This window comes from Microbacterium sp. SW12, from assembly GCF_055391095.1.
In genome coordinates, this window is sequence record NZ_AP024335.1 from 2,531,744 (window position 1) to 2,555,128 (window position 23,385).

Sequence of the window (23,385 nt, forward strand, 5' to 3'; positions counted from 1 at the left end):
CTCCCGACATCGGGTCCGAGGCTCACGGAGATACCGCAGCCTCGCGCGATGGGGATGCCGCCGAGCGGCGCCCGGCACCCGTCGGCGCGCCTCCGGGGCCCGCCACCGACTCGCGCATGCGCAGCGGCATCGGTACTCGCCGGACAGTCCCCCAGTCCGGGGCGTCGTCTTCCAGCAGCACTTGCAGCGCGAGCGCCCCCAACTCGTAGTGGGGCAGCGCGAAGGTCGTCAGACGCGGCCGCAACCAGCTCGCGAGCTGATGATCGTCGAACGACACGATCGAGAAGTCGCCCGGGATCGACAGTCCCGCCTCCTGGATCGCCTGATACGCACCGAACGCGAGACGATCGTTGAACGTGATGATGGCCTCACCGCGCACGCCGGTCTCCAACAGCGAGCGTGCCGCCGCCCATCCGTCCTCGGGCAGCCACACCGAGCACAGCCGCGCGCTGGCTGGCTCGAGTCCGTCTTCTGCCAGGGCGTCGAGGATGCCGCGCAGTCGCTCGGACCCCGCGACGGTCTGGACCGGGACATCGTCGGGCCCGGGACCGGCACCGAGGAGGTGGATGCGGGAGTGCCCCGCGGCACGGAGCACTTCGACCGCCGCTCGCCCCGCGGAGTACTCATCGGGCACGATCGAGGGTACGGTTCCGACCGCACTGTCTTCGGGAAGCGCGTTCAGCAGCACGACGCTGCGAGGATCGATTCCCGCGGGCACCGCACGCACACGCGTGAACATCGACGCGATGATGAGCCCGTCGACCTGGCGGTCGATCATGCCCTGCACGAGGCGCCTCTCTTCGTCGGGGGCGCCTTCGGTCTCACCGATGAAGAGCATGTACCCGTTGCGATGTGCGTGTTCGAGGGCACCCTTGATGAGGTCTCCGGCCAGCTGCGAGGTCGCCACCGTGTCGGAGACGAAACCGATCGTCCGGCTCGATCCGCGGCGCAACGCTGACGAGAGGATGTTCGGGCGATACGCGAGTTCGGCGGCCACGCGACGCACGCGTTGCTGCGCCGCCTCCGAGATCCGCAGCTCGTCGCCTCGATCCGAGAGCACGAGTGAGGCGGTCGTCCGCGAGACACCGGCGGCAGCGGCGACATCGGCGAGGGTTACGCGCTTCGACTTCACGGCGTTCCTCCTTCGTTCGCAGCATCCTAGAGCGCGCCCGTTACGGACGCTTCGCCGCGGCGTTGCAAGCAAACTGCCGAATACTGCCGCGTTCGTCGAAAAAGATGGCGCATATGGTCGCCGCCTCTCGGCGAGACGACCGTATGCGCCAACAATCTGCGCCAGCATCCCGCTGACGCGGGTGCTCAGGCGCGAGCTTTGAGGATGCCGGCGTGCTCGGGGTGCCGCTCGAACCATTCAGCGACGTACCAGCAGACCGGGATGATTTCGCGGTCGCCGCGCTCTTCTAGTTCCGCGACGGCGCGCGCCACGATCTCGGCCGCGTAGCCCTTGCCGCGAAACGGCGGCGGCGTGAAGGCCCGGGTCATCGCGACGGATCGACCGTCGTCGTTGTAGTCGAGCGCGCTGACCAGGTCATCCCCCACGTGCAGGGTGTACCGGGAGGCATCCTTCTGGTCGGCGAACCGCGTCTCGCTCATTCCTCCAGGGTACGCTCGCGCGCGAAAGACGGCTCCGGCGTTGCGGCGGATGTCGCGCCTGAGGGTTACGCGGGAATCCGGTGGGTTGCGACCAGCTGCTGGTACCACCTGCCACTGTCTTTGACGGTGCGTTCGAGCGTGTTGAAGTCGACGCGAACGATGCCGAAGCGTTTGGCGTACCCGTACCCCCATTCGAAATTGTCGAGCAGGGACCAGACGAAGTAGCCGCGCAGGTCGACACCGCGAGCCATGGCACGGTGGGCCGCCGTGAAGTGCCGGCGCAGATAGTCCAGCCGCTCCGGGTCCGGGACCGAACCGTCTGCTGCCACGACGTCGTCGAAGGCAGCACCGTTCTCGGTGACCATGAGCGCCTGGCCCGGGAACTGGTCGTGCAGCGATACGAGAAGTTCCTCGAGTCCTTCGGGCGCGATGTTCCACCCCATCGCCGTGTACGGGCCGGGCTGCTCCACGAACTCCACGACCTGGTCGCTGCCAGGCCACGCGGTGCCGCCCTCGGCGCCCTTGTGACCATCGTTCTGCTGTTTCGGAGAGACCCCGTCCCACATCCGCACCGTCGCGGTCGAGTAGTAGTTCACGCCCAGCACGTCGATCGGCTGATGGATGTCGGCAAGATCCCCGTCACGGATGAACGACCAGTCGGTCACCGATGCCGTGTCCTCCAGCAGGTCGGACGGGTACTCCCCCCGCAGCATCGGCCCCGTGAACGCGCGGTTCGCGAGCGCATCGATGCGGCGCATCGCCTCCGCTGCACCATCACCCTGACCGCGCAGCACGTGGAAGTTCAACGTCACCGAGTACTGCGGGTTCCCGGCCGATGTCGCCCGCAGCGCCTGCACCGCCCGGCCGTGCGCAAGATTCAGGTGGTGGACCGCCGCGAGCGCAGCAGCCGGCTCATGCCTGCCCGGCGCGTGACCGCCCTGGCCGTGCCCGAGGTACGCGGAGCACCACGGCTCGTTCAGCGTCGTCCAGGTGTGGACCCGGTCACCGAACGCCGCGCCCACAATCCGCGCGTACTCCTCGAACGCATCCACGGTCGCGCGGTTCACCCAACCGCCGGCATCCTCCAGCGGCTGCGGCAGATCCCAGTGATACAGCGTCGCTACCGGCTTGATCCCCCGAGCGAGCAGACCGTCGATGAGGCGCGAATAGAAGTCGAGCCCCGCCTGGTTGACCGCACCGCGGCCCGCTGGCACGATGCGGGGCCACGCGATCGAGAACCGATAGGCGTCCAGACCCAACTCCGCCATGAGGTCGAGATCGCTCTCCCAGCGGTGGTAGTGGTCGCACGCGACATCCCCGGTGTCGCCGTTCCAGACCTTGCCCGACGTCTTGCTGAACGTGTCCCAGATCGAGGGTCCACGCCCGTCCTCATCAAACGCGCCCTCCACCTGATACGACGCGGTCGCCGAACCGAACGTGAAGTCGTCGGGAAAGACGAGGCCGGAGTCACGGTAATCACGCGAACCGGTCATTGCTCACTCACTCTGGATCATTCCTCTTCGGTTACCGCGGCGCGGTCGACCTCGAAGGTATCGACTCGCCCGTCGGGGGTGGTCACCGTGACGCTAGCAATCCCCGCTCCCCCCGGGAAGACACGCAGCGCGAGTTCGTCGAGATAGTCGTAGTCGGGGCGGTCCTCGCGCGCACCCCAGGGGAGCACGGCTCCGGGCCGGACGTACAGCGGCAGACTGTCGAACCCGTGGACCTCGGTCCGCCATGCGCCGCCCGCGACGCGCTCCCCCGTCAGAAGGTGCGTCCACGTGCCGGGCGGGAGATAGAACGTCACCTCGCCGGTAGCCGTGAAGACCGGAGCGAGTGGCTGAAGAAGTGGCAAGGCGACTCCTCTCCGACTGAGCAGATTGCGCGGCAGGAACCAGGGGTGTCGGGCGCGATGACCGTGATTTGACGCAGTTCGACACGGTCGGTCATAATCGGCCGCATGACTGACAACGCGCATGTTCTGTCCGCCTGGGAGGCGAACGGAACTGCCGGCATGATGATGGCCGGCCGCTCAGTCATGTGTTGTCGAATGTGTCGCTGACGACACCTCAGCGGGGCTCGTTCTGCGATCCAGATCGCACTGCCCCCTAGCCCTCTCGCAGAGCGCACCCATCCAGTCCGCGCTCGACACCGACCGCCGGGTCACCGCAACACTCTTGCCCGAAACATCCGGGCCCTCCGCAAGGACCATCATCCCCATGTCGAACACCGCCCTCCTCACTCGCCCCGCGCCCGCTCGTCACCTGCACGCCGTGCCGCCCATTGCCGACGAGCCGTCTACGCGCACTCCCCGCGGCTTCGCCCTCTACGTCGGACTCGATGAGGCCAAGGCAGCCGCCGCCGGCGTTTCGCTCCCCGTCCTCGTCGACGCGCTCCGACGGACGCTGGCCGAGCTCGCTCCGGATGCCGAAACCTACGCCACTGTGGCTCTCGCACCTCGCGGCGCAGGTGGCCGCGACGTCGATGTCGTGCGCCGCGCCCTGCGCGAACCCTCGGCCATCGCTGCGGTGACCGCTACCACGGAGCCCGAAGACACCGATCGCTCGGCACGCGGCGTCGTCTTCGACATCTCACGCAAGCGCGTCGTCATCGACGGTGAGACGGCTCCGTTCACGTTCACCGAGTTCGAGCTGCTGCAGTACCTCGTGCTGCGCGAGGGTCGCACCATCGAGCGGTCCGAGCTCGTCACCTCGCTGTGGCAGAGCGACGATGACGGTGAGGTTCCCGGCGAGCGCACGATCGATGTGCACGTGCGCCGCCTGCGCTCGAAGCTCGGCCGCTACGAAGACATCGTGCGCACGGTGCGCGGCGTCGGCTACCGGTTCGACCGTCACGCCGACGTCGTCATCCGTTACGGCCACGGCACCCCCTCGCCCGACCGGTTCTGAGCCCGCAGCGACGCTTCTCTCGGCATCCTGCGGCGCGTCACGCCCCTGACCATCGTTCGGTCGCGCCCTGATGCGGGTCGCGCCGCCCCACACCCACACAACGGCGCGACCGAACCATCGGGACACCGCCCGGGTGTCGGTTGGCGCACGTATCGTAATCGCATGACCTCGCTCGCACCGTCGCCACGTGTGGTGACGGCGGCGACCGAGCCCCCGGTGGCGAGCGAGCGCGGATCATCCGACCTCGCGCGATCCTCACACCCGATCGAGACGGTCTACCGCCCCCGGCATCCGCTGCACCTCGCCGCCACTGTGCTGTTCCAGCGACGCGGTGCCCACGACCCGACGATGGCGACGGCCGGATCGGTCATCTGGCGTGCGAGCCGCACTCCCCTGGGTGTGGCGACGCTCGCTCTTCGTGGCAGCGCGGATGGCTCCGTGCGCGCTGCGGCATGGGGCGAGGGCGCTGAATGGGCCCTTGATCAGATGCCTGCGCTGTGCGGAGCCAGCGACGACAGCAGCGGGTTCGACCCCTCGATGCATCCGTTGATCGCTGAACTCGCGCATCGTCACCCCGGGCTGCGCCTGAGCCGCACCGACCTCGTCTTCGATGCCCTGGTCAGCTCGGTGTTCGAGCAGAAGATCACCGGTCTTCAGGCGTTCGGCGCCTGGCGAAGGGTGGTGACCACCCACGGAACGCGCGCTCCGGGACCAACCCCCAGGCCGATGTTCGCCCCACCATCGGTTGACGGCTGGCACCGCATCCCGTCCTGGGACTGGCACCGCGCGGGGCTCGAGCCCCCGCAGGCTCGCACGATCGTGCAGCTCGCAGCACGAGGGGCTTCGATCGTCCGCGCCGTTCTTGCCGCCTCCGACGCGGAGAACGTGGAGCGCGTCCTGCTCGATCAGCCCGGTATCGGGCCGTGGAGCTCAGCCGAGACACGCATCAAGGCTTTCGGCGACCCGGACGCAGTGAGTGTCGGCGACTACCACCTCGCCCACGAGGTCGGCTACGCCCTGACCGGCTCACGCACCGATGACGACGGGATGCTCGAACTCCTTTCGCCCTGGGCGGGCCACCGCCAGCGCGTCATCCGGCTCTTGGGAGCGGGCGGCCCCCGAGAACCGCGACGCGGTGCGCGCCTTCATCCCGAAGACCACCGCTCCCGCTGACACCGGCCCGTTCATTCGTCTTCGGGGGCGAGATCTCCCTGCCCCTCTTCGCCGAGGTCGGCGCTGAGCGGCTCACCGCCCTGCGTCTCGGGCTGAACCTCGGACGCGGGTGCAGCCCCGGGCTGGGCGGCTGGGTTGTGCTGGTCGGCTGCCGGGTCGGCCGGGCGTTCGGCGTCGGGCTGGATGTCAGGGTCGATGTCGACGGCGGCATCCTCGACCGACCCGTCCTCGGACGGACGCTGCGGGTCCACGGTGGACTCCGCACCTTCGATCGGCGGGATCTGCTCGACGGTGTCGGCCTCTTCCAGGGGATCGCGTGCGCTGTCAGTCATGTCGAGTTCCTTTCGCCGTGAGCCGCGCAGCCTGCGCGGCGGGTACGGGTCAGGCTCCCGCTTCGGGGCCCGCCCGGCGAGGGACTTGACAGCCCAGCCGGTGTTCGCGGTGGCTCGGCGTCACATCTCCTCGTGCGTGTTCGGGTCGCCGTCCCACAGGCGCCCGCGCTCGAGGGCGGAGATGGCCTCGACCTGCTCGTCGCTCAGCGAGAACCCGAACACGTCCGCATTCTCGCGCTGGCGACCCGCGTGACCGGACTTCGGAATGGGCGTGGACCCGATCTGCACGTGCCAGCGCAGCACGACCTGCGTGGGGCTAACGCCCAGCTGCTCCGCGAGGTCGGTGATCACGGATTCGTTCAGCAGCTCACTGCGGCGCGCGAGCGGGCTCCAGCTCTCGGTGCGGATGCCGTGCTCAGCGTGATAGGCCCGCAGCGATGCCTGCGGGAAATAGGGGTGCAGCTCGACCTGGTTCACCACGGGCGTGACGCCCGTCTCGGCGTGCAAGCGATCGAGCATCGCCTCGGTGAAGTTCGACACGCCAATCGAGCGCACGAGGCCCTCCGTCCGGAGGTCGATCATCGCTCGCCACGTGTCGACATACTTGTCGACGCTGGGGTTCGGCCAGTGGATGAGGTACAGGTCTATGCGATCGAGCCCGAGGCGGTCGAGCGACTCCCGCGCACTGCGGCGGGTCTCGTCGTACCCGTGGTCACGGCCGGGAATCTTCGTCGTGACGATCAGCTCGTCGCGCTCCAGGCCGCTGCGGCGCACGGCCTCGCCCACCTCGGACTCGTTCTCGTAGTTCACGGCCGAGTCCAGGAGGCGGTAGCCGGCCTGGATGGCCGAGACGATGGCGTCCGTGCCGTCGGTGCCGCGCAGTCCATAGGTGCCGAAACCGAGTTCGGCGAACGTCGTGCCATCAGCCAGGGTCAGAGTGGGTATGGAGATCATGGTTCCATCCTCCCCCGCTGTTTCCGCGGTCGGGGCCGTCAGCCCAGAAGGCGCTCCAAGACCTGAATGACTCCGTGGTCGACGTTCGACGGCGCCCGGTAGCGGGCGGCGGCTGCAACATCCGGATGCGCGTTCGCCATCGCAAAGGAGAAATCTGCGGCATCCATCATGTCGAGATCATTGAGGTAATCCCCGAACACGGCGGTCTGCTCGGGTGTGACATCCAACAGGTTCTGGATCGCACGCAACGCCTTGCCCTTGGAGACGCCCTGATTCATGACATCGACCCAGTGATGCCCCGACACGACGACCTGGTGCGTCAGGCGGTGTCGCTCCAGCGCCGGTGCCGTGTTCTTCTCTCCGTCCTCGACGTCGAAGACGGCGATCTTGAGGATGTCGTCGTCCACGGCGGTCAGGTCCGCGACATCCGCGAGACGGGCGTAGTACTTCTCGGCCTGGTCGCGGAAGGCGGCATCCGTTCGCTCGATGTAGGCCGAAGCCTTGCCGCACAGCACGACGCCGACGTCGTGACGGAAGCCCCGGATCTCGGCGATAAGACTGTCGACGAAGGCGCGGTCCATGGTGTCGGAGCTGAGCTCCTCATCGCCGCGCGTCACGAACGTGCCGTTCTCAGCGATGAAGACGAGATCGTCGCCGTGCGCGCCGAACTCCCGCCGCAGCGTCGCGTGCTGCCGGCCGCTCGCGGGGGCGAACGCGATCCCCGCGTCGCGGAGGCGATCGAGCATCGGCCACAGCGCGGGAGGTACGGCGCCCTGCCCATCGAGCAGAGTGCCGTCCATATCGGCCGCGATCAGACGGATCTCACTTGCCCGGCCGGCAAGAGCGTCGGGGTCGACAGGAAGATCGGGCGATCCGTGCGGGGAGTCATCGGTCACTCATCCATCCTGCCCGAGGCGCGCACCTCGTCGAGCCGCCGCTGCAGATGCGCGAGCTCTGCGGGGTTGGTGGCAAGCTCGCGGGCCCGCCCGAACGCGCCGATCGCGGCACGCTGTTCTCCAGCGCGGGCGAGCAGTTCCCCCTGGGTGGCCCACCACAGGTGATAGCGCTCCAGGCCCCGGATGCCGTCCAGCAACGCGAGACCGGCGCGCGGCCCGTCAGCCATCGCCACGGCCACGGCGCGGTTGAGCGCGACGACGGGCGACGGGTCGATGTCGGCGAGTCGCGCATAGACCGCAGCGATCGCGGTCCAGTCGGATCGGCGTAGGTACGGGCGTTGGCGTGATAGCGGGCGATCACGGCCTGCAGTTGAAACCGCCCCGGCGCGAGACGGCGCATCGCGGCATCCAGGATGAGGTTGGCTTCCTCGATCAGAGCGAGATCCCAGCGAGTGCGATCCTGATCTTCCAGCAGCACGAGGATTCCGCTGCTGAACCGGGTCGCCAGCCGCGACTTCGCATACAGCTCGAGCGCGAGCAGTCCTTCGATCTCGGGGTCGCCGGGCACCTCGGCTAGAACGGCGAGGGTCAACCGCAACGCCTCATCGACGAGGTCCACGCGCGCGCCGGAGCGGCGACCGCGGGAAAGGTAGCCCTCGTTGAACACCAGATAGACGACACCGAGAACCACATCGAGGCGCTCGCCCAGATTCTCGGGGACCGACAAGGGGATGCGGGCATCCCGAATCTTGCGCTTCGCGCGCACGATCCGCTGCGCGACGGTCGGCTCGGGGATCAGCAGGGCCGCGGCGATCTCGTCGGTCGTCAGGCCGCACACCAGGCGCAGCGTGAGCGCGACCTGCGCCTCGGCTGCCAGCGCCGGGTGACAGCAGAGCAGGATGAGCCGCAGCCGTTCGTCACCGACGCGTCCGAGTTCAACCACGGCATCCACCTCCTCCTCACCCGTGTCGCCGAAGGGATCATGACTTTCGGGGTCAGCACCGCGAGGTCGGCTGCAGCATCCCGGGTGCGCCGGAGCGCAGCCTGCTCACGGCGGATCCGGTCGATAGCGCGATTGCGGGCCACCGTGTGGAGCCAGGCCGCGGGGTTGTCGGGAACGGATGCCCAATTCAGCGCCTCAACGAGCGCGTCCTGCACGGCCTCATCGGCGGCATCCAGCCCGAACCGGCTCGCGAGGAGAGCGATGATTCGCCCGCTCTCCTCGCGAGCCAGCCGAGTGAGCGCCTCCCGGGTCACCGCGGGGCGTATGCCAGCGGCCGCACTTCAGTTGCCGAACAGGCCGATGATGACGCTCATGACAAGGATGTCGAGCACCATCATCTGCCTTTCCGAGGCCGAGGCCTTCTCGCCCTCACTGGAATGACGCAGCGGCTCGATGAGATCGACACGGATTGACAAGAAAAACTGACGGATGCTGCGCGAGCGGCCAAGATCGAGGCATGAGTCGCCATTGGAGCCCCCTGGCCGTCACCTATCTCGCCTTGGCCTTCGCGGGCCTCGTGGGCACATGGTGGTTCAACGCCCTCGCGATTATCCAGCTCCGCGACTTCATCGGCGATCTCGTCACGAGCGGCCCGGCGGTCTCATCGATCACGGTCGACCTGGTGGTCGTCGCCGTCGCGGGGTGCGTGTTCATCGTGGTCGAGGCGCGGCGGCTCGGCATACGCTTCGCGTGGCTCTACATCCTCGGCTCGGGCTTGACGGCGTTCGCGTTCACCTTCCCGCTGTTTCTGGCGATGCGCCAGCGCCGGATGACGCAACTGGCGGTATCCGTCACACCGACGCCTGCGCCTCCTCAGGCGTGAGCGTGTGCGCCTGCGGCCACCGGGGCGATCCGCCGATAACCCAGTAGGCGAGCCCGACGACAACCGCGCCGCCGACGAGGTTTCCGAGCCCGACCCACAGCATGTTTGTGCCGAACGAAAGCCAGGTGGCGCTCGGAACCCCGGTAGCGAGGCCGAGAGTGAAGGTCGTCATGTTCGCCACCACGTGCTCGAATCCCGAGGTGATGAAGGCCAGGAGCGCCCAGAAGATCACGACGAACTTCGGGCCGTCCGTGGTCGATCGTGCCACCATCCAGATCGCGAGGCAGACAAGGACATTGCACAGGATGCCGCGCACGAACAGCTCGAGCGGGGACTCGTGGGCTTTGGCATCGAGCATCGCCTCGAGCATCTCGCCGGCTGCCGGGTTGGCGTGCAGCACTCCCGAGGCGGCAACGAAGAGCCCGAAGACTGCTGATCCCCCGAGGTTCGCGACGAACGTGAACCCGAGCGCGCCCGTGGCCGGGCCGGCAGCGGTGGCCCGCATGAGCGTGCCCTGCGTGAGCGTCATCATCGAGGACGTGACCAGCTCGGCACCGGCGAACACGACGAGGGTGAGGGCAACGCCGAACACGAGTCCGCTCACGAGCTTCGCCCACCCGCCATCCGCGGCGGCGAGCGGGCCTGCAGCGTTGAGCATCAGGACGACGGCGATGCCGACGTAGGCGCCGGCGAGCATTCCTGAGATGGCGAACCGCAGCGGATGCCGCATCCCCTCGATCTTGTGGATCGCCGCATCGGCCTGGACGTCGAGGGTGTCTTCGATCGTGCGCACATCGCCACGCTAGCGATGTGGTCAGGCCACATGTAGGGGCGTAGGTCCCACCGCGTCGAATCCCCGCCGCTGCCCGCAGGTTCGCGACGTGACGCGATGTTGTGGGAGAGTGTGCCTGCAGACACTCTCGGGGGACAACGTCATGCATCGTGCTGTGCGCGCACTGGGGGCCACCACCATCACTCTCGTTCTCGCCGCGAGCGCCTGGGCAGCTCATCCAGCCGCCGCCACGGCGAGCCCCGCGGAGCCTGACGAGACCAACACCACCCAGCCCGACACGGCGGCCTCCAGCATCCTGGACAAGATCACCGACGCGACCCGAACCGGCGCCACCTCCCCCGAGGAACTCGCTGACGCCGTCGCCCTTCCGCAGGACGGAGCGGGCAGCCTCGCAACGGATGCCGACGGCCGCCTCTCGGTGATCGTCACCTTCTCCTCCCGCCCGACGGATGCCGACCTTGCCGCACTCGAGGCCATCGGCGCCGTGAACCGCGTCCACCGGCTGAGCCCAACCGTCGATGTCTCCGTGGATACGCAGGACCTCGATGCGCTGACAGCGGTGCCGGGGGTGACCTCCGTCGTGCCTGCCATCAGGCCGATCACCGGCCGCGAGATGGCTGGCGGCGCGTCACGCGGTCTCGGCACTGCCGCCCCGGTCGGCACCGCGCGTGGCGTGCCGATGGCCCCGGGCGGAGCATCCTGCCGCAACCTCCCCGTCGAAGCCGACGGACCTCACCGCTCCGACCTCGCTCGCGAGGTCTATCGCGTGGACGGCACTGGCATCACCATCGGCATCATTTCCGACTCGTACGCGCGCTTCACCGACGTCACGACGCCCGAGGAAGACATCGCCGCCGGCCTCCTTCCCGGACCCGGCAACCCGTGCGGCTACACCACGCCGGTCCGCGTGCTCGATGATTCGCAGCCGGGCACGGACGAGGGCCGGGCGATGGCACAGCTGGTGCACGGGATCGCGCCTGGGGCCGAGATCGTCTTTGCCACGGGGTACGCCGGCCGGGACGCGACAGCCGATGCCATCCTCGATCTCGCGGATGCTGGCGCCGACATCATCGTCGACGACCTCGGCTTTGCTGACGAGCCCTACTACCAGCAAAGCGTCATCTCGCTGGCGATCACGCAGGTCCGCGACCAGGGCGTCGCGTACTACAGTTCCGCCGGTAACAGCGGGCTACCGGGCGCCGAGGGAACCCAGAGCGAAGACAAACCGATCTCGTCCTGGCAAACGCTGGCGTATCGCGGGACGGCGTGCCCGGAGTGGGCAGACCCCGGCGACGACGTCGAGGCCTACGACTGCCTCGACTTCGACCCGGGCCCCGACGCCGACCCGACGCTCACGTTCGGCATGTTCGAGAGCGACCCGCCCGTCCTTCTTATGAGCTGGGCCGAGCCGCAGTATGGGGTGACGACGGACTTCGCGCTGGTGGCGTATACGACGGATGCCGAGCCCACGGCGGTGAGCCAGCCGAGCAACCTGGACCCCGCGCTGCCAGTGCAGGCATCGGGCTTCACCGAGGATGCCGAGATGGCCGACTACCAGATGGTGTTATTTCGCGACCTTACGGGAATCCCCGAGGATGAGATCACCTCACCTGCGGTGTGGATCACGTTCTTCACCGGCATCCAGAATCTCGCTTGGCTCGAGTACGACGAGAGTGACGGAACCGACCTCGTCGGACACGTGACCTACGGCCATTCGGGGCACGGAGAGGCTGTCGGGGTTGCGGCGGCGCCATGGGATTCGGCGGGCTCACCCGAGGCGTTCACCTCTCCCGGCCCGTCGTTCTTGCGTTTCGCGCCCGTCGATCCGGCATCCGGTGAACCGTCCGAGGAGTACGACGAGTTCGTCAGGGTGGCAACGCCGTCCATCGCGGGCGTCGACGACACGCAGACGAGCTTCTTCCCGATCGACACGACAGACGGCGCGCACCGTTTCTCGGGAACGTCGGCGGCAGCTCCGCACGTCGCCGCGATCCACGCTCTGGCCGCGCAGTATGCCCCGGAGGCCAGCGCCGATGAGATCACGGCAGCCATCCTCGACTCCGCGGCGGGCATGACCAATCCGTACCCCGCATACCTCGACGATGCTGACGTGTTCGGCGCGGGTCTTGCCGACGCCTACGGCGCCCTCGCGATCCTTCCCACACCCACGGTCGATGGGCTGATCGCTGAGGCGCTGTCGGCTACGAGCATCGCCGCGAGTTGGGATCCGGTTTCCACGGCCAGCGGCTATCTCGTCGAGCTGCGCGCCGACGACGACCTAATCGATACGGCCACCCTCGCCGACGATGAAACCGCTCCGACCTATGTCGATCTCGATCCGGACACCGCCTACACCGTGAGCGTTTCGGTGCTCGATGGCGAGGGCGACGCCGGAACGGCAGTCGCAACATCCGTCCGGACGCCGGTCCCGCCCCAGCCGTCGCCGCTACCAGCCCCACCATCGCCGGACACACTGACCCCGGATGCCGCAGGCGGCATCACGGCATCACCCACCGGTCTTCCCGCCGACGGCGGAACCGTGGCCATCACAGGCCTGCCACCCCTGTCGTGGGTCGCGGGGTACCTGTACTCGACGCCGGTCTCGCTCGGTTGGGCCTGGACCGGAGCCGCCGGCACGGCAAGCTTCACGATTCCCGCGTCAGTTCCGGGTGGGGCACACCGGCTCGTCGTCCTCGCAGCCGATGGCACCGTTCTCGGCTGGACAGGCCTGAGCGTCGCAGCGGATGCCGCGGTCCCCGCATCCGTCGCCCAGAACCGGGGCACGCTCAGCGCGACCGGGCCGACCGAGAGCCCGGCGGTTCTTCTTCCCGCGGCGGCAGTGATCGTGCTGGCCGGTGCGGCCTTGGCATCGGTCGCCGGAAAGCGTCGGCGTCGCGCGGAGCTGCTTCGGTCCGCGAAGCCGGATCAGTACCGCTGACGGGGATTTAACCCGCTCCACGAGGGGGCGTTGTTCGGTTCGCGCGTTCCTTCATCGCTCATGGGACGAACAACGAACTTCCCCGGAACATGACCATCTTCTAGTTCTGCGATCGCCGTGGGCACGTCAGCAAGCCCGACGATGCGGTGGATGACGGTGCGCACGCAACCGTCACGGAGCATCGCCGCGAGGATGGCGAGGTCGGGTCCCGACCACGTCGCGTTGACCCCGACGACCCGCTCACGGCGGAACCGACTCGCGATCAATCCGCCGAAGATCCGGGTCGCCGGGCCGAGCAACATGCCATCGCCGGGCCCGCCCACGAGTACGAGCGACCCGCCGGGCGCAAGGAGGGATCGCAGATAGGCGATTCGCGCCCCGCCGGCGATGTCGAGAATGACGTCGAACCGCTCGTCGATGTCGTCGACCTCGCCCCGCGTGTAGTCCAGAACGCGGTCCGCGCCCAGCCCCTCGACCCACGAGGCGTTGCGCCCGCTGCAACTGGCCACAACCCGACCAGCATCGAGGGCACGGGCAACCTGCACGGCGTAATGCCCCACGCCGCCCGCGGCACCGAGGATCAGCACGCGAGAGCCCGCGGTCATCTGCCCCTGATCACGCAGCGCCTGCAGCGCCGTCAGACCGGCAAGCGGCACGGCAGCCGCGGCCTCCGGCTCCACGCCGTCGGGAATCCGCACGAGATACTCCGCGCGCGCCGTCGCCGATTCCGCCAGCGAGTTTCGCGCGACGCCGAACACGGCATCCCCCACCCGCAGATCAGCGACGTCATCCGCGACCTCAGTAACGACGCCGGCGACGTCCACACCGAGTCCGGGATTGCGCGGATGTCGCCATCCGGATGTTGGGCGCATCAACCAGGGCAGGCCACGCAGGTGATGCCACTCGAACGGGTTCAGCGATGCAGCGGCCACCCTCAGCCGGACTCGTCCCTCCTCCAGCGGCTCATCCTCGACGTCAGCGATCTCGAGCGTCTCCGGTCCGCCGTAGCGGGAGCGGCGGATAGCGCGCATGGTGGCCCTCCTGAGGTGAACGAGTACAGCCTTACGCCGTATGGCTAAGGATCAGGCTAGTCTTACACCGCAAGTTCGTCAAGGTGCGGGAAGGTCGTCAGATGACGAAATCCGACGGAGCCCACGACGCGACTCGCCGACCACTCAGTCGCGACAGCATCCTCGCCGCGGCGCTCGAACTCGTCGACGCCGAGGGGCTCGAGTCGCTCACCATGCGAGCGCTCGGGGCCCGGCTCGGCGTCGAGGCGATGTCGATCTACCACCATCTGCCGTCGAAGCAGGCCGTCATCGACGGGATCGTGGATCTCGTCTGGGCCGAGGTCACCCTGACCGGCGACGCGCGCGACTGGCGCACGGCGGTACGCCGGACTGCCCGATCAGCGTTCACTACGCTGCTGCACCACCCGTGGGCAAACCGGATTCGTGCGACCAGTGGCGGTCCGGCGCGGATGGCATATATCGACGCATCCCTCGGGCACCTGCGCAGCGCTGGATTCACGCCCGAACAGGCCTTTCACGCCCATCACGTGCTCGAGGCCTACATCCAGGGGTACGTCATTCAAGCCCTCGATTTCGCGCCGACGGATGCCGCCACCGAACTGGAGCAACGCGACGCCGCCCTGGCCTATCTCGAACAGGTCGGACACACTCATCTCATCGAGCACGTGAACCTTCACGCCTCTGAGCAGGGGTCAGGATTCGACTTCGGTCTGATGCTTCTGCTCGACGGTCTCGATGCGCGCCTCGGACGCCGAGATCCTCAGTAGCGCTGGCTGGCGAGGACGCGCGCCGACTCCCGCTGAGCAGACGCATTGCGCACGCCAGCGCGCGATCCGGCAAGCTTCGCGGCGATGTGCTCACCGACGGTGACCGGCTCGTACAGGTCGGGATGATCGGCGTCCACGCACGAGGGCAGTGTTTCGATCAGGGCATCCACGTTTCCATCGTGGAAGAACGCCGCCGACCGGCGTCGCTCGATGGTGCCATTGATCACGGGTGGCTTCACGCGGTGCAGTGTCGACATCCAGCGCTCGTTGGTCCAGCGGGCGGTGACGTCGCCGAGGTTGATCAGGAGGGCGTCGTCAGCCGGCGATACGTCGTTCCACGAGCCGTCAGCTCCGAGCACCTGCAGGCCCTTCACCTGATCGGCCCACAGGATGGTGACGATCCCGTAGTCGGTGTGCTCGCCCATGCCGATGAGGTCGCCGTCCAGGGTCACGTCGGTCCCCGGCGGGAGCGCGTAGTTGTTCATCCGCATGACGTCCAGCGAGTGATCGGTGCGGGAGACGAAGAACTCCGGGTCGAGTCCCAGCGCGTCGGCGAAGATCCGCGTCATAACCCGGGCGACGCGGGCAGCCTCGGCGAAGTACGCCTCGACCTGCGCCTGGAACCCGTCGACCGTGGGCCAGATGTTCTCGGCGTAGTCGGGCTGTGGAAGCTCCGCCATGTGCGGATAGGTGGCGGCTGATGCTCCGATATTGAACGCCTCGAAGAAGTCGTTCATGCGACTCGCCTGTTCGACGCCGAGGCTGAGACTCAGCGACTCCGACTTCGGCGGACTGTACCCGCGGTTGATCTGCGGCGGGGTCCGGTAGGTCTTCTTCGTCTCGAGGTCCAGGGCGAAGAAGGCATCCATAGCCTCGGTGAGGCCGTGGATCACGGCATCCGGGATGCCGTGACCGGTGATCTGGATGAACCCGACGGTGCGACACGCGTCGTCGATACGGCGAGCAACATCGGCTTTGGCGGTGGGTGTCCCGTCGGTCACGTATGCGGTGATGTCCACGAGGGGGACCTGGAATGTCATAGCAACTCCTTCTCGAGCCGCTTCACGCTTTCCACTCACCCGCGGGGTGCGGGCTTTCGCTTTCATGAGCGTTACGCGTCACGATACGCGCGAGGCGTTTCGCCTGCGTTACGTCGCCTCGATTCGACCTCACAGGTGCTGCGCCGCGTCCGGCTCAACGTCACACGAGTGCGGCAGTTGTGCGCATCCGCGGCGCATCGATGTATAGCGGATGCACGAAACTGCCGCACCTGTGGGTCAGTTGCACCGCGGGGGCGCGGGTTGGGGGGAGGGCCTCAGCCTCGGGTGAGACTCTCGCGCACCGAGCGGCGCAGCACCTTGCCGATCTGCGAGCGCGGCAAGTCGGGAACGTCAACGATGCGCTTCGGGACCTTGTAGCCGGCGAGATGCTGACGTGCGAAGTCCCGCAGTCCCGTGAAGTCGAAGTGGGCACCGTCCCGCATGACGACGGCTGCCACGACATCCTCGCCCCCCGAGGAGCGCGGGACGCCGACGACGGCCGCGGCATCGACATCCGGATGCAGCATGAGCACCTGCTCGACCTCGCTCGGGCTCACGTTGTAGCCACCTGTGATGATGAGTTCTTTCACGCGATCGATCACCGTGACGAAACCGTCCTCAGCGACGGTCACGATATCGCCAGTGCGCAGCCAGCCGCCCGGAAGCAGGGCTACGGCTGTCTCCTCAGGGCGCTCCCAATACCCCTGAAAGACCTGGGGTCCGCGGATGAGCAGCTCCCCCGCCTCCCCGATGGCGCGATCAACGGTCGGGCTATCGGGGTCGACGACGCGGATCTCGGTGCTCGGAAACGGGACCCCGACCGTCCCGGGGCGCCGCGTGGGACCGATGGGATTTCCGAGTGCGACGGGTGAGGACTCGGTCATCCCGTATCCCTCGACCAGGAGGCCTTCGCCGGCTTCCTCCCACCGCGTCACAGTGGGAATCGGCAGGCTCATGGCCCCCGAGATCGCGAACCGGATGCTGCGCAGGTCGATCCGCCGATGGGCAGCCGCCCGGGCGAGGGCGTCGTAGACCGGCGGGACGGCCGGTAGGAAGGTCGGCGGCGAGTGCTTCGCGGCAGTGACGACCGCGTCGACATCGAACCGGGGGAACAGCACGATACGCGCCCCGATCGAGATCGCGAAGGTCAGGCACAGGGTGAGGCCGTACGCGTGGAACAGAGGAAGCACCGCATAGAACGTTTCGGCGCCTTCCTTCAGGCCCGGCACCCATGCCCGGCCCTGCGCCGCGTTCGAGCGCAGATTGCGGTGGCTGAGGATGGCGGCCTTCGGTGTTCCGGTCGTTCCGCTGGTCGACTGCAGCAGCGCGATGTCATCGAGCGCCGGCTTCGCGGTCTTCTTGGGAAGACGGCGGGCAGTCGTCAACGTCTTCCACGCCACGAGCTTCCTCGCGGTCGGTGTCGCCGTCATCGCGGTGCGGGTCTCCCGCGCGGCGGGGACCGGGAGCTTCAGGGCAAGTCGCTTGCCCAGGGGCAGCGCGTCCGGCATCCGAACCGACACGATCGTTCGCGGCCTGACGTCTGAGGGCATCTCGGCGACCGTGTCGGCAACCTTGTCCCACACGATCGCGGCTACCGCGCCGTGCACCTCGAACTGGTGGCGCAGTTCGCGAGCCGTGTACAGCGGGTTGTGCTCGACGACGATGGCGCCCAGGCGCAGGATCGCGTAGAACGCCACGACGTGCTGCGGGCAGTTCGGCAGCACGAGCGCTACCCGGTCACCCGCGACGACCCCCTGCTTGCGCAATCCGTTCGCGACCCGCTCGACCTGCTCCCCCAGTTCGCCGTAGGTGGTCGTTTCGCCGAAGAACTCGAGGGCAACGTCCTTGCGGTAGCGGTCGACGGATGCCGAAAGCATGTCGACGAGCGTTTGGTCGACCGGGTCGATGTCCGCGGGCACCCCGTCGGCGTAGGCGGCAAGCCACGGGCGGTGGGCCAGCGGCGACGAGTGCTCAGACGGGTTCGGGATGCTCATCGTCTCGTTTCTGATCGGCAGCGCGCGCCAGTCTACGGAGGCCCATACGTCCCGCCGGGCATACGTCGATACGAACACGGCCGGGGTCGCGGTCGCGGCGGGCGGTCTGGCACGATGTCGCGATGGCCGATTCTGAGAACAACCAAGATCCGACCGACCTCAATATTCCTGTTGGACACGACGAGCTCGTTATCCGGAACCGTTACGAGACCCTCAGCACCGCCAACGACTTCCTCATCGGCGTGATGTTCGTTGTCGGAAGCGTCCTTTTCCTCTCGGAGTCCACCTCGACAGTCGGCACGTGGTTCTTCATCGTCGGCAGCGTCCAGCTGCTCATTCGGCCGAGCATCCGGCTTGCTCGGCGAATACATCTCCAGCGCTTTGACACTCCAGACCGGACCGATCATGGCGGGGATTACTGATGTTTCCGCATCGCGGATCGTGCACCAGCTATGAATCACAAAAAGATAACGGCGAGGTCTTCCCTTCCGTTACCTCACCGTTATAGAGTGCTTGCACGGTAGTTGTTTTGCTGTGGCAGCTACCGGCATGTGATTGCAGGACACTCTTGGTGCAAGGGACAAGGGCCGGTCGGAAGCCTCTCCGACCGGCCCTTACTTGTGCCCCGTAGTCAGTACCAGCCGACTGACTGCGAGTGACCCCACGCGTTGCACGGCGAGCCGTAGCGTCCGGCGATGTAACCAAGGCCCCAACGCACCTGCGTGACGGCGTTAGTGGCCCAGTCGCCACCGGCTGACGCCATCTTGCTGCCCGGCAGCGCCTGCGGGATACCGGTTGCGCCGCTGGAACCGTTGTAGGCGGCGTAGTTCCAGCCAGACTCCTTGTTCCACAGCGACACGAGGCACGAGAACTCACCGTCACCCCAGCCGTACTGCGACGCCATGATGTCACGGGCAGCGGCCTGCGCCGCACCCGGGGAGTTGTCACCGGTCGAAGCGACCGGACCGGATACGGCCGGAGCAGCAGCGGCAGCGGCTCGGCGAGCCTCCTCGGCTGCGACGCGCGCGGCCTCTTCAGCCGCGGCCTTGGCGGCGGCTTCCTCCGCAGCCCGGCGCGCCTCTTCGGCGGCGACGGCAGCAGCGAGTCGCTCACGCAGTGCGTCGATGTCCGCCTGCGCATCGGCAACAGCATCCGTCACCGCGGAGGTGAGCGAGGGCAGCAGCACGACCGGCAGAAGATCCAGGCCCTCGAGATCGGCGGTTGCCACGTCCACCGCCGATACCGACACGGCTGTCGGAGCTTCGACCGTCAGCCCGGATGCCGCAACCTCCTCGTTCAGAGCATCGGCGTCAGCAACCACCGTCGCGGCGGCGGCAAGAGCCGCCTCGGCATCCGAGGTCAGGGACTGAACAGAGGATGCCTCCGTCTGGATGGATGCGGGAAGCGGGGGCGCTTCACCGCCGAGTGTCGACGCACTCGCGGGGGCGGGTGTGTCCGCGAATGCGGCCGTCGATGAGGCACCCAGCAGCAGGGTCACACCCATGGCAGCTGCAGTCAGAGCACGGGCACGAGGGCGGGAGAGGAAAGGAGTTGACGATGAGCGTTGACGCACGAATTCAGTGGCTTCCTGATCGGAGAATCAAGCGGGCAGCACCAGTGGGCCCGGAAAGAGAGTGCCTCGGGACGGCACACAAGTTTCCGAGTCTGGGTGCTGATCCTGAACGAAAGCTCCACGAAGCCTGACCGAATCATGCGTCAGCTATGAATCACAAAAAGATAACGGCGAGGTCTTCCCTTCCGTTACCTCACCGTTATAGAGTGCTTGCACGGTAGTTGTTTTGCTGTGGCAGCTACCGGCATGTGATTGCAGGACACTCTTGGTGCAAGGGACAAGGGCCGGTCGGAAGCCTCTCCGACCGGCCCTTACTTGTGCCTGCGCGACGCCCCGGCGCCAGCTCAGTCAGCGACGCACGAGCCGCCCGACAGCGCCGAGCAGGGCAAGCAGTACGGATGCCGCCACGACAAGGCTGAACGCGACCGCGGCGCCCCCGGTCGCGGCTCCGGCGCCACCGGCCGCGGTACCGATGCCGACACCCAACACCACCCCACTGCCGGTGAGTGTCATGAGAACTCCCGCCCGGCCGCGCTCGACGATGGAGCCCGCGACGCCGTAGAGCGTGAGCAGCGCCGGCCCCTGGAAGGCGCCGGCGAACACCGCGAACAGCAGCACGATCGGGACGGTCGGGGCAAGGGTCATGCCGACGCCACCGAGCGCCATGCCGACGGCTGCGCCGATCCATCGCGTCCAGGGCCCGATCGAGGGCGGGAGGGCGACCATCGCCAACGTCGTGACCGCTGAACCGACTGCCATCACGGCATAGAAGAGCGCACCCGCATCAGGCATCCCCTGAGCCTGCGCGAACGCCGTGAGCCCCGCCTGGCTCGCCCCGAAGAACACGCCCATCGCGAGCATGCCTCCGAGCACGAGGGCCGCCATCGCCCAGCGAGCGCGGCCAGGTTCTGCCACCTCTACGGCTTCGGCATCCGGCTTCGTGTCGCGGCGCGGCACCAGTGCGGCGGTGCGGTGGAGAGCGAACTGCGTCACGAACACCGCGATCAGCGCTGCCGCCGCCAGCAGCGAGACCTGCGGGGACAGCGCCACCGCGACGATCCCCACCAGCGCCGGACCGATGATGTAGACGACCTCATCGACGACGCCCTCGAACGCGAACGCCGCCGAGACGTCTTCGCGCGACATCGCGAGCCAGCGCACCCGCGAGAGAGGTCCGACCTGCGGCAGGGAGAGACCAGCCAATCCCGCGAGCGCGACAGCGACACCGTCGGGCACGTTCCCGATGGTGAGGACGAAGGCCACGGCGGATGCGACATTGACGACGACGCCGATCATGAGGACGCGGCGCTGACCCCACCGGTCAGAGAGGGCGCCGCCGACGGGGGCTCCGACCGCTTCCCCGAGCGCCGTCGCGGCGGCGGCGACTCCTCCGACCGCGATTGAACCGGTCGCCGAGGTCGCGAGGGTCAGGATGGCAAGCGGCACCATGGACACCGGGAGGCGTCCGAATGACGTCGCAATGAGATAGCCCCAGCCGGCGAGAGATGGCAGGGCGCGGTAGGCGGCAAGGGCAGAACGCCCCGACGACGGATCGGTCACAGACGGAATCTCTTTCCGACGCATCCCCCGACCCGGATGACGTCGCCCGCCCGCTGATGAACTGTTGTGGGTCGGACTCTATCAGCGGAGGATTTCGTCCATGTTGCCCTGAACCCCGGCGCGGAGCGAATCAGACTCCGCCGCCGCCACCACCGCCGCCACCACCGCCGGCGCTCCCGCCACCGCTGGAACCACCCGAGGTGGACGAGGTGGTCGTCGTCGAGAGGGTGGAGATGCCCGAAGAGAACGCCGCTGCGTTGAATCCCGCCGTGCCGACGTACCAGCCGGGAACACCGGTCTGGTCATACAGCACAGCGAGATGCTCTGCCCATTCCTCCTCCTGGCCGAAGACCACGGCATACGGCAACAAGGTCTCGTAGATCCGCAGCATCTGACGAGGATTCGCGGGATCCACACGCGCGCCGGCCTCGTCCACAGCGAACCGCTCGGCACCCTGCGGCGACTGCAGCATCCGGATCCGGTCAGCCTCGGCCCACTCGATGAACATCCGCAGGCCCTTCAGATGATCGCGGGTCTCGGCGCCGGCAGCGGTCAGAGGCTTCCGGGACACGAGGAGTGCGACCACGAAGATCATGACGAACGTCGGAATCATGAGGAGCACAGGGATGGTGGCGTCCACGAACGCGCCGAGCGCGAAGAACCCGAACACGATCGTCAGGATGCCGAACACGATCGACCCGAACATCGGCCAGAACCGCGAGCCGCTGGGAACCGCACGCCGAAGTCCTCGGGTGTCGAGTTCCCGTTCGGCGGCCTTGATGATGCGGCGCGCAGCGGAAGAGAGCCGCGTGTCGTTCGATCCGAACTCGTACTCCTCGCCGGGTGTCATGTGCGGGAACAGTCCCTGGAGCAGCAGGAAGCCGTCACCGTCCGCGCGCGCGGGGTCCAGCAGCACCGCCTTGAGCTTCAGACCGCCGAACAGTTTGCGACCGGCTTCCTCGATACGGATGCTGCCGACGACCGCCTGTTCGAGCACTTCAGCCGGGATCGCCTTGGTCGTCTTTCCCAGCAGCACCGCGCTTTCCAGCGCGTCGATCCGCGGCGGCGGGTTGAACTCGGCGATGATCGTCGGCCGCCCGGGCTCGTCACGCAGCATCCTGGTCCGGAAGACGATCGCCCATACGAACGAACCGATCACGCCGAGAAACGCGAGAGCCTGCAGCCATCCGAACGGCGACGCGACGTACGAGCTGTCGAAGGACGCAAAGGTGTCGGCGTCGAAGGCCACGGCGATCGTAACGGTCTCGTAGGCCAGCACGTCGGTGGCGGATGCCGTGACTGTCACGCCGCCGTCGGCATCCGTCGTCGAGGCGATCGGGCACTGGTCGGTAGCGCCTGCCGCACCGACGTAACAGGACTCCGCCCCCGTGAGTGCGGATGCGAGTTCTGCCGGCACATGCAGCGTCGCCGAGACCGACCCGAAGGGCTGGGCCCAGTCGACACCATTGACGTTCCAGTAGAGCTCGTCCACCCCGGTGTCGTCGAAGAAGCGGGCGACGTTCTCGAGCGTGTAGGTGAAGACGTAGGTCTGCGCGCCATGCACGTAGTCGTCGGCGCGCGAGGTCATGACGTAGACCCCGTCCTCGCTCTCGACCTCGGCGGGCCGCGGGGCTCCCTCGGCGTCGGTGATCGACACGAGCTGAGGGTGCAGCGGGGCACCAAGGTACGAGTCGGGCAGGATGCGGCGCATCCCGCGGTTCTGGTCGTACTCCGGGAAGACCGCGACGAATGTCTCGACGACGGTCATCGTGCTGGTTCCATCGTCCGCACGGCCCAGGGTGTAGTCGGCAGCCATGCTCTCGAAGACGAAGTCGTTGACGTCTGTCGACACAGCGGCAGCCTCGTCGCCGAACGACACGCTCACCGAACACGCGACCAGGGCGACGAGAGCAAGGGCGGCGGCCGCGGCGGCGCCGACGGCCCGCCGCGTCAGGATCCGAGCTGACATGTGATCAGCCTACGGGCGC

Annotated in this window: 23 protein-coding genes; 6 read left to right on the plus strand and 17 right to left on the minus strand. The window is 67.7% G+C overall.

Going from position 1 to position 23,385, the window contains the following annotated elements; genetic code table 11:
* Positions 1 to 22: 22 nt before the first annotated feature.
* From MICSW_RS12810 to MICSW_RS12825, 4 genes are all read right to left on the minus strand, one after another.
* Positions 23 to 1,132: a LacI family DNA-binding transcriptional regulator gene (locus tag MICSW_RS12810; protein WP_292727324.1), complete on the minus strand. Its 1,110-nt coding sequence runs from the start codon at positions 1,130 to 1,132 to the stop codon at positions 23 to 25.
* Positions 1,133 to 1,317: 185 nt separating this feature from the next.
* Positions 1,318 to 1,611 carry a GNAT family N-acetyltransferase gene (locus tag MICSW_RS12815; protein WP_375237359.1) on the minus strand — a complete coding sequence of 98 codons (294 nt, stop codon included), beginning with the start codon at positions 1,609 to 1,611 and terminating at the stop codon, positions 1,318 to 1,320.
* A gap of 65 nt (positions 1,612 to 1,676) precedes the next feature.
* Positions 1,677 to 3,104: a GH1 family beta-glucosidase gene (locus MICSW_RS12820; protein WP_464496169.1), complete on the minus strand. Its 1,428-nt coding sequence runs from the start codon at positions 3,102 to 3,104 to the stop codon at positions 1,677 to 1,679.
* Positions 3,105 to 3,121: 17 nt separating this feature from the next.
* Positions 3,122 to 3,466 (minus strand): hypothetical protein, encoded by a 345-nt coding sequence (locus MICSW_RS12825; RefSeq protein ID WP_375237357.1) that lies wholly within the window; start codon positions 3,464 to 3,466, stop codon positions 3,122 to 3,124.
* A 364-nt stretch (positions 3,467 to 3,830) separates the two neighbouring features.
* On the opposite strand from MICSW_RS12825, the gene MICSW_RS12830 reads away from it, so the two are divergent.
* Together MICSW_RS12830 and MICSW_RS12835 are read left to right on the plus strand one after the other, a co-directional pair.
* Entirely contained in the window at positions 3,831 to 4,520 is a 690-nt protein-coding gene (locus tag MICSW_RS12830) for a winged helix-turn-helix domain-containing protein (RefSeq protein WP_464496170.1), read from the plus strand.
* A 162-nt stretch (positions 4,521 to 4,682) separates the two neighbouring features.
* Positions 4,683 to 5,693: a DNA-3-methyladenine glycosylase family protein gene (locus MICSW_RS12835; RefSeq protein ID WP_464496171.1), complete on the plus strand. Its 1,011-nt coding sequence runs from the start codon at positions 4,683 to 4,685 to the stop codon at positions 5,691 to 5,693.
* Positions 5,694 to 5,704: 11 nt separating this feature from the next.
* Here MICSW_RS12835 and MICSW_RS12840 read toward each other — a convergent pair whose 3' ends face one another.
* The 6 genes from MICSW_RS12840 to MICSW_RS12865 all read right to left on the minus strand — a co-directional run bounded on the left by MICSW_RS12840 (position 5,705) and on the right by MICSW_RS12865 (position 9,294).
* Positions 5,705 to 6,025: a hypothetical protein gene (locus tag MICSW_RS12840; protein WP_464496172.1), complete on the minus strand. Its 321-nt coding sequence runs from the start codon at positions 6,023 to 6,025 to the stop codon at positions 5,705 to 5,707.
* Between the two features lie 120 nt (positions 6,026 to 6,145).
* Entirely contained in the window at positions 6,146 to 6,979 is an 834-nt protein-coding gene (locus tag MICSW_RS12845) for an aldo/keto reductase (RefSeq protein WP_292727314.1), read from the minus strand.
* 38 nt (positions 6,980 to 7,017) lie between these two features.
* The gene (locus MICSW_RS12850) at positions 7,018 to 7,875 is read right to left on the minus strand and encodes a Cof-type HAD-IIB family hydrolase (RefSeq protein WP_348681165.1); all 858 of its coding nucleotides are present in this window, start codon (positions 7,873 to 7,875) and stop codon (positions 7,018 to 7,020) included.
* Entirely contained in the window at positions 7,865 to 8,818 is a 954-nt protein-coding gene (locus MICSW_RS12855) for an RNA polymerase sigma factor (protein WP_464496173.1), read from the minus strand. The genes MICSW_RS12850 and MICSW_RS12855 overlap by 11 nt, the downstream gene beginning before the upstream one ends.
* A complete protein-coding gene (locus MICSW_RS12860; RefSeq protein WP_464496174.1) occupies positions 8,701 to 9,132 on the minus strand; it encodes a sigma factor in 432 nt (143 codons plus the stop codon). Before MICSW_RS12860 ends, MICSW_RS12855 begins: the two co-directional genes overlap by 118 nt.
* A gap of 27 nt (positions 9,133 to 9,159) precedes the next feature.
* Positions 9,160 to 9,294, minus strand: coding sequence for a hypothetical protein (locus MICSW_RS12865; protein ID WP_292727304.1), 135 nt, complete (start codon positions 9,292 to 9,294; stop codon positions 9,160 to 9,162).
* Between the two features lie 41 nt (positions 9,295 to 9,335).
* Here MICSW_RS12865 and MICSW_RS12870 point away from each other — a divergent pair, with 41 nt between their 5' ends.
* Positions 9,336 to 9,701 carry a DUF2834 domain-containing protein gene (locus MICSW_RS12870; RefSeq protein WP_292727302.1) on the plus strand — a complete coding sequence of 122 codons (366 nt, stop codon included), beginning with the start codon at positions 9,336 to 9,338 and terminating at the stop codon, positions 9,699 to 9,701.
* On the opposite strand, the gene MICSW_RS12875 is transcribed toward MICSW_RS12870, so the two are convergent.
* Positions 9,670 to 10,494: a formate/nitrite transporter family protein gene (locus tag MICSW_RS12875; RefSeq protein WP_464496175.1), complete on the minus strand. Its 825-nt coding sequence runs from the start codon at positions 10,492 to 10,494 to the stop codon at positions 9,670 to 9,672. The two genes, MICSW_RS12870 and MICSW_RS12875, sit on opposite strands and share 32 nt — an antisense overlap.
* A gap of 142 nt (positions 10,495 to 10,636) precedes the next feature.
* Between MICSW_RS12875 and MICSW_RS12880 the strand changes: the two genes are divergently transcribed.
* Positions 10,637 to 13,432 (plus strand): S8 family serine peptidase, encoded by a 2,796-nt coding sequence (locus MICSW_RS12880; RefSeq protein WP_464496176.1) that lies wholly within the window; start codon positions 10,637 to 10,639, stop codon positions 13,430 to 13,432.
* Here the strand turns inward: MICSW_RS12880 and MICSW_RS12885 are convergent.
* Complete coding sequence (locus MICSW_RS12885; RefSeq protein WP_292727298.1) at positions 13,420 to 14,463, minus strand: NAD(P)-dependent alcohol dehydrogenase; 1,044 nt, start codon at positions 14,461 to 14,463, stop codon at positions 13,420 to 13,422. The genes MICSW_RS12880 and MICSW_RS12885 overlap by 13 nt on opposite strands.
* Before the next feature lie 101 nt (positions 14,464 to 14,564).
* Here MICSW_RS12885 and MICSW_RS12890 point away from each other — a divergent pair, with 101 nt between their 5' ends.
* The gene (locus MICSW_RS12890; RefSeq protein ID WP_292727296.1) at positions 14,565 to 15,230 is read left to right on the plus strand and encodes a TetR/AcrR family transcriptional regulator; all 666 of its coding nucleotides are present in this window, start codon (positions 14,565 to 14,567) and stop codon (positions 15,228 to 15,230) included.
* Here MICSW_RS12890 and MICSW_RS12895 read toward each other — a convergent pair.
* Entirely contained in the window at positions 15,224 to 16,270 is a 1,047-nt protein-coding gene (locus MICSW_RS12895; protein ID WP_292727294.1) for an isopenicillin N synthase family dioxygenase, read from the minus strand. The two genes, MICSW_RS12890 and MICSW_RS12895, sit on opposite strands and share 7 nt — an antisense overlap.
* Before the next feature lie 275 nt (positions 16,271 to 16,545).
* Positions 16,546 to 18,264, minus strand: a complete 1,719-nt coding sequence (locus MICSW_RS12900) for a long-chain-fatty-acid--CoA ligase (protein ID WP_464496177.1) — start codon at positions 18,262 to 18,264, stop codon at positions 16,546 to 16,548.
* A 122-nt stretch (positions 18,265 to 18,386) separates the two neighbouring features.
* Between MICSW_RS12900 and MICSW_RS12905 the strand changes: the two genes are divergently transcribed.
* Entirely contained in the window at positions 18,387 to 18,686 is a 300-nt protein-coding gene (locus tag MICSW_RS12905; protein WP_292727290.1) for a YrhK family protein, read from the plus strand.
* A 209-nt stretch (positions 18,687 to 18,895) separates the two neighbouring features.
* On the opposite strand, the gene MICSW_RS12910 is transcribed toward MICSW_RS12905, so the two are convergent.
* The 3 genes from MICSW_RS12910 to MICSW_RS12920 all read right to left on the minus strand — a co-directional run bounded on the left by MICSW_RS12910 (position 18,896) and on the right by MICSW_RS12920 (position 23,366).
* Complete coding sequence (locus MICSW_RS12910; protein WP_464496178.1) at positions 18,896 to 19,768, minus strand: aggregation-promoting factor C-terminal-like domain-containing protein; 873 nt, start codon at positions 19,766 to 19,768, stop codon at positions 18,896 to 18,898.
* A 417-nt stretch (positions 19,769 to 20,185) separates the two neighbouring features.
* Positions 20,186 to 21,397 (minus strand): MFS transporter, encoded by a 1,212-nt coding sequence (locus tag MICSW_RS12915; RefSeq protein ID WP_228178454.1) that lies wholly within the window; start codon positions 21,395 to 21,397, stop codon positions 20,186 to 20,188.
* 130 nt (positions 21,398 to 21,527) lie between these two features.
* Positions 21,528 to 23,366, minus strand: a complete 1,839-nt coding sequence (locus tag MICSW_RS12920; protein WP_464496179.1) for a DUF2207 domain-containing protein — start codon at positions 23,364 to 23,366, stop codon at positions 21,528 to 21,530.
* Positions 23,367 to 23,385: the final 19 nt, after the last annotated feature.

What these genes read in the sequence shown, in the direction of transcription:
- MICSW_RS12815 (WP_375237359.1), bottom strand. Translation starts at nt 1,611, where the DNA reads ATGAGCGAGACGCGGTTCGCCGACCAGAAGGATGCCTCCCGGTACACC.
- MICSW_RS12820 (WP_464496169.1), bottom strand. Translation starts at nt 3,104, where the DNA reads ATGACCGGTTCGCGTGATTACCGTGACTCCGGCCTCGTCTTTCCCGAC.
- MICSW_RS12830 (WP_464496170.1), top strand. Translation starts at nt 3,831, where the DNA reads ATGTCGAACACCGCCCTCCTCACTCGCCCCGCGCCCGCTCGTCACCTG.
- MICSW_RS12835 (WP_464496171.1), top strand. Translation starts at nt 4,683, where the DNA reads ATGACCTCGCTCGCACCGTCGCCACGTGTGGTGACGGCGGCGACCGAG.
- MICSW_RS12840 (WP_464496172.1), bottom strand. Translation starts at nt 6,025, where the DNA reads ATGACTGACAGCGCACGCGATCCCCTGGAAGAGGCCGACACCGTCGAG.
- MICSW_RS12845 (WP_292727314.1), bottom strand. Translation starts at nt 6,979, where the DNA reads ATGATCTCCATACCCACTCTGACCCTGGCTGATGGCACGACGTTCGCC.
- MICSW_RS12870 (WP_292727302.1), top strand. Translation starts at nt 9,336, where the DNA reads ATGAGTCGCCATTGGAGCCCCCTGGCCGTCACCTATCTCGCCTTGGCC.
- MICSW_RS12880 (WP_464496176.1), top strand. Translation starts at nt 10,637, where the DNA reads ATGCATCGTGCTGTGCGCGCACTGGGGGCCACCACCATCACTCTCGTT.
- MICSW_RS12885 (WP_292727298.1), bottom strand. Translation starts at nt 14,463, where the DNA reads ATGCGCGCTATCCGCCGCTCCCGCTACGGCGGACCGGAGACGCTCGAG.
- MICSW_RS12890 (WP_292727296.1), top strand. Translation starts at nt 14,565, where the DNA reads ATGACGAAATCCGACGGAGCCCACGACGCGACTCGCCGACCACTCAGT.
- MICSW_RS12895 (WP_292727294.1), bottom strand. Translation starts at nt 16,270, where the DNA reads ATGACATTCCAGGTCCCCCTCGTGGACATCACCGCATACGTGACCGAC.
- MICSW_RS12900 (WP_464496177.1), bottom strand. Translation starts at nt 18,264, where the DNA reads ATGAGCATCCCGAACCCGTCTGAGCACTCGTCGCCGCTGGCCCACCGC.
- MICSW_RS12905 (WP_292727290.1), top strand. Translation starts at nt 18,387, where the DNA reads ATGGCCGATTCTGAGAACAACCAAGATCCGACCGACCTCAATATTCCT.
- MICSW_RS12910 (WP_464496178.1), bottom strand. Translation starts at nt 19,768, where the DNA reads ATGGGTGTGACCCTGCTGCTGGGTGCCTCATCGACGGCCGCATTCGCG.
- MICSW_RS12920 (WP_464496179.1), bottom strand. Translation starts at nt 23,366, where the DNA reads ATGTCAGCTCGGATCCTGACGCGGCGGGCCGTCGGCGCCGCCGCGGCC.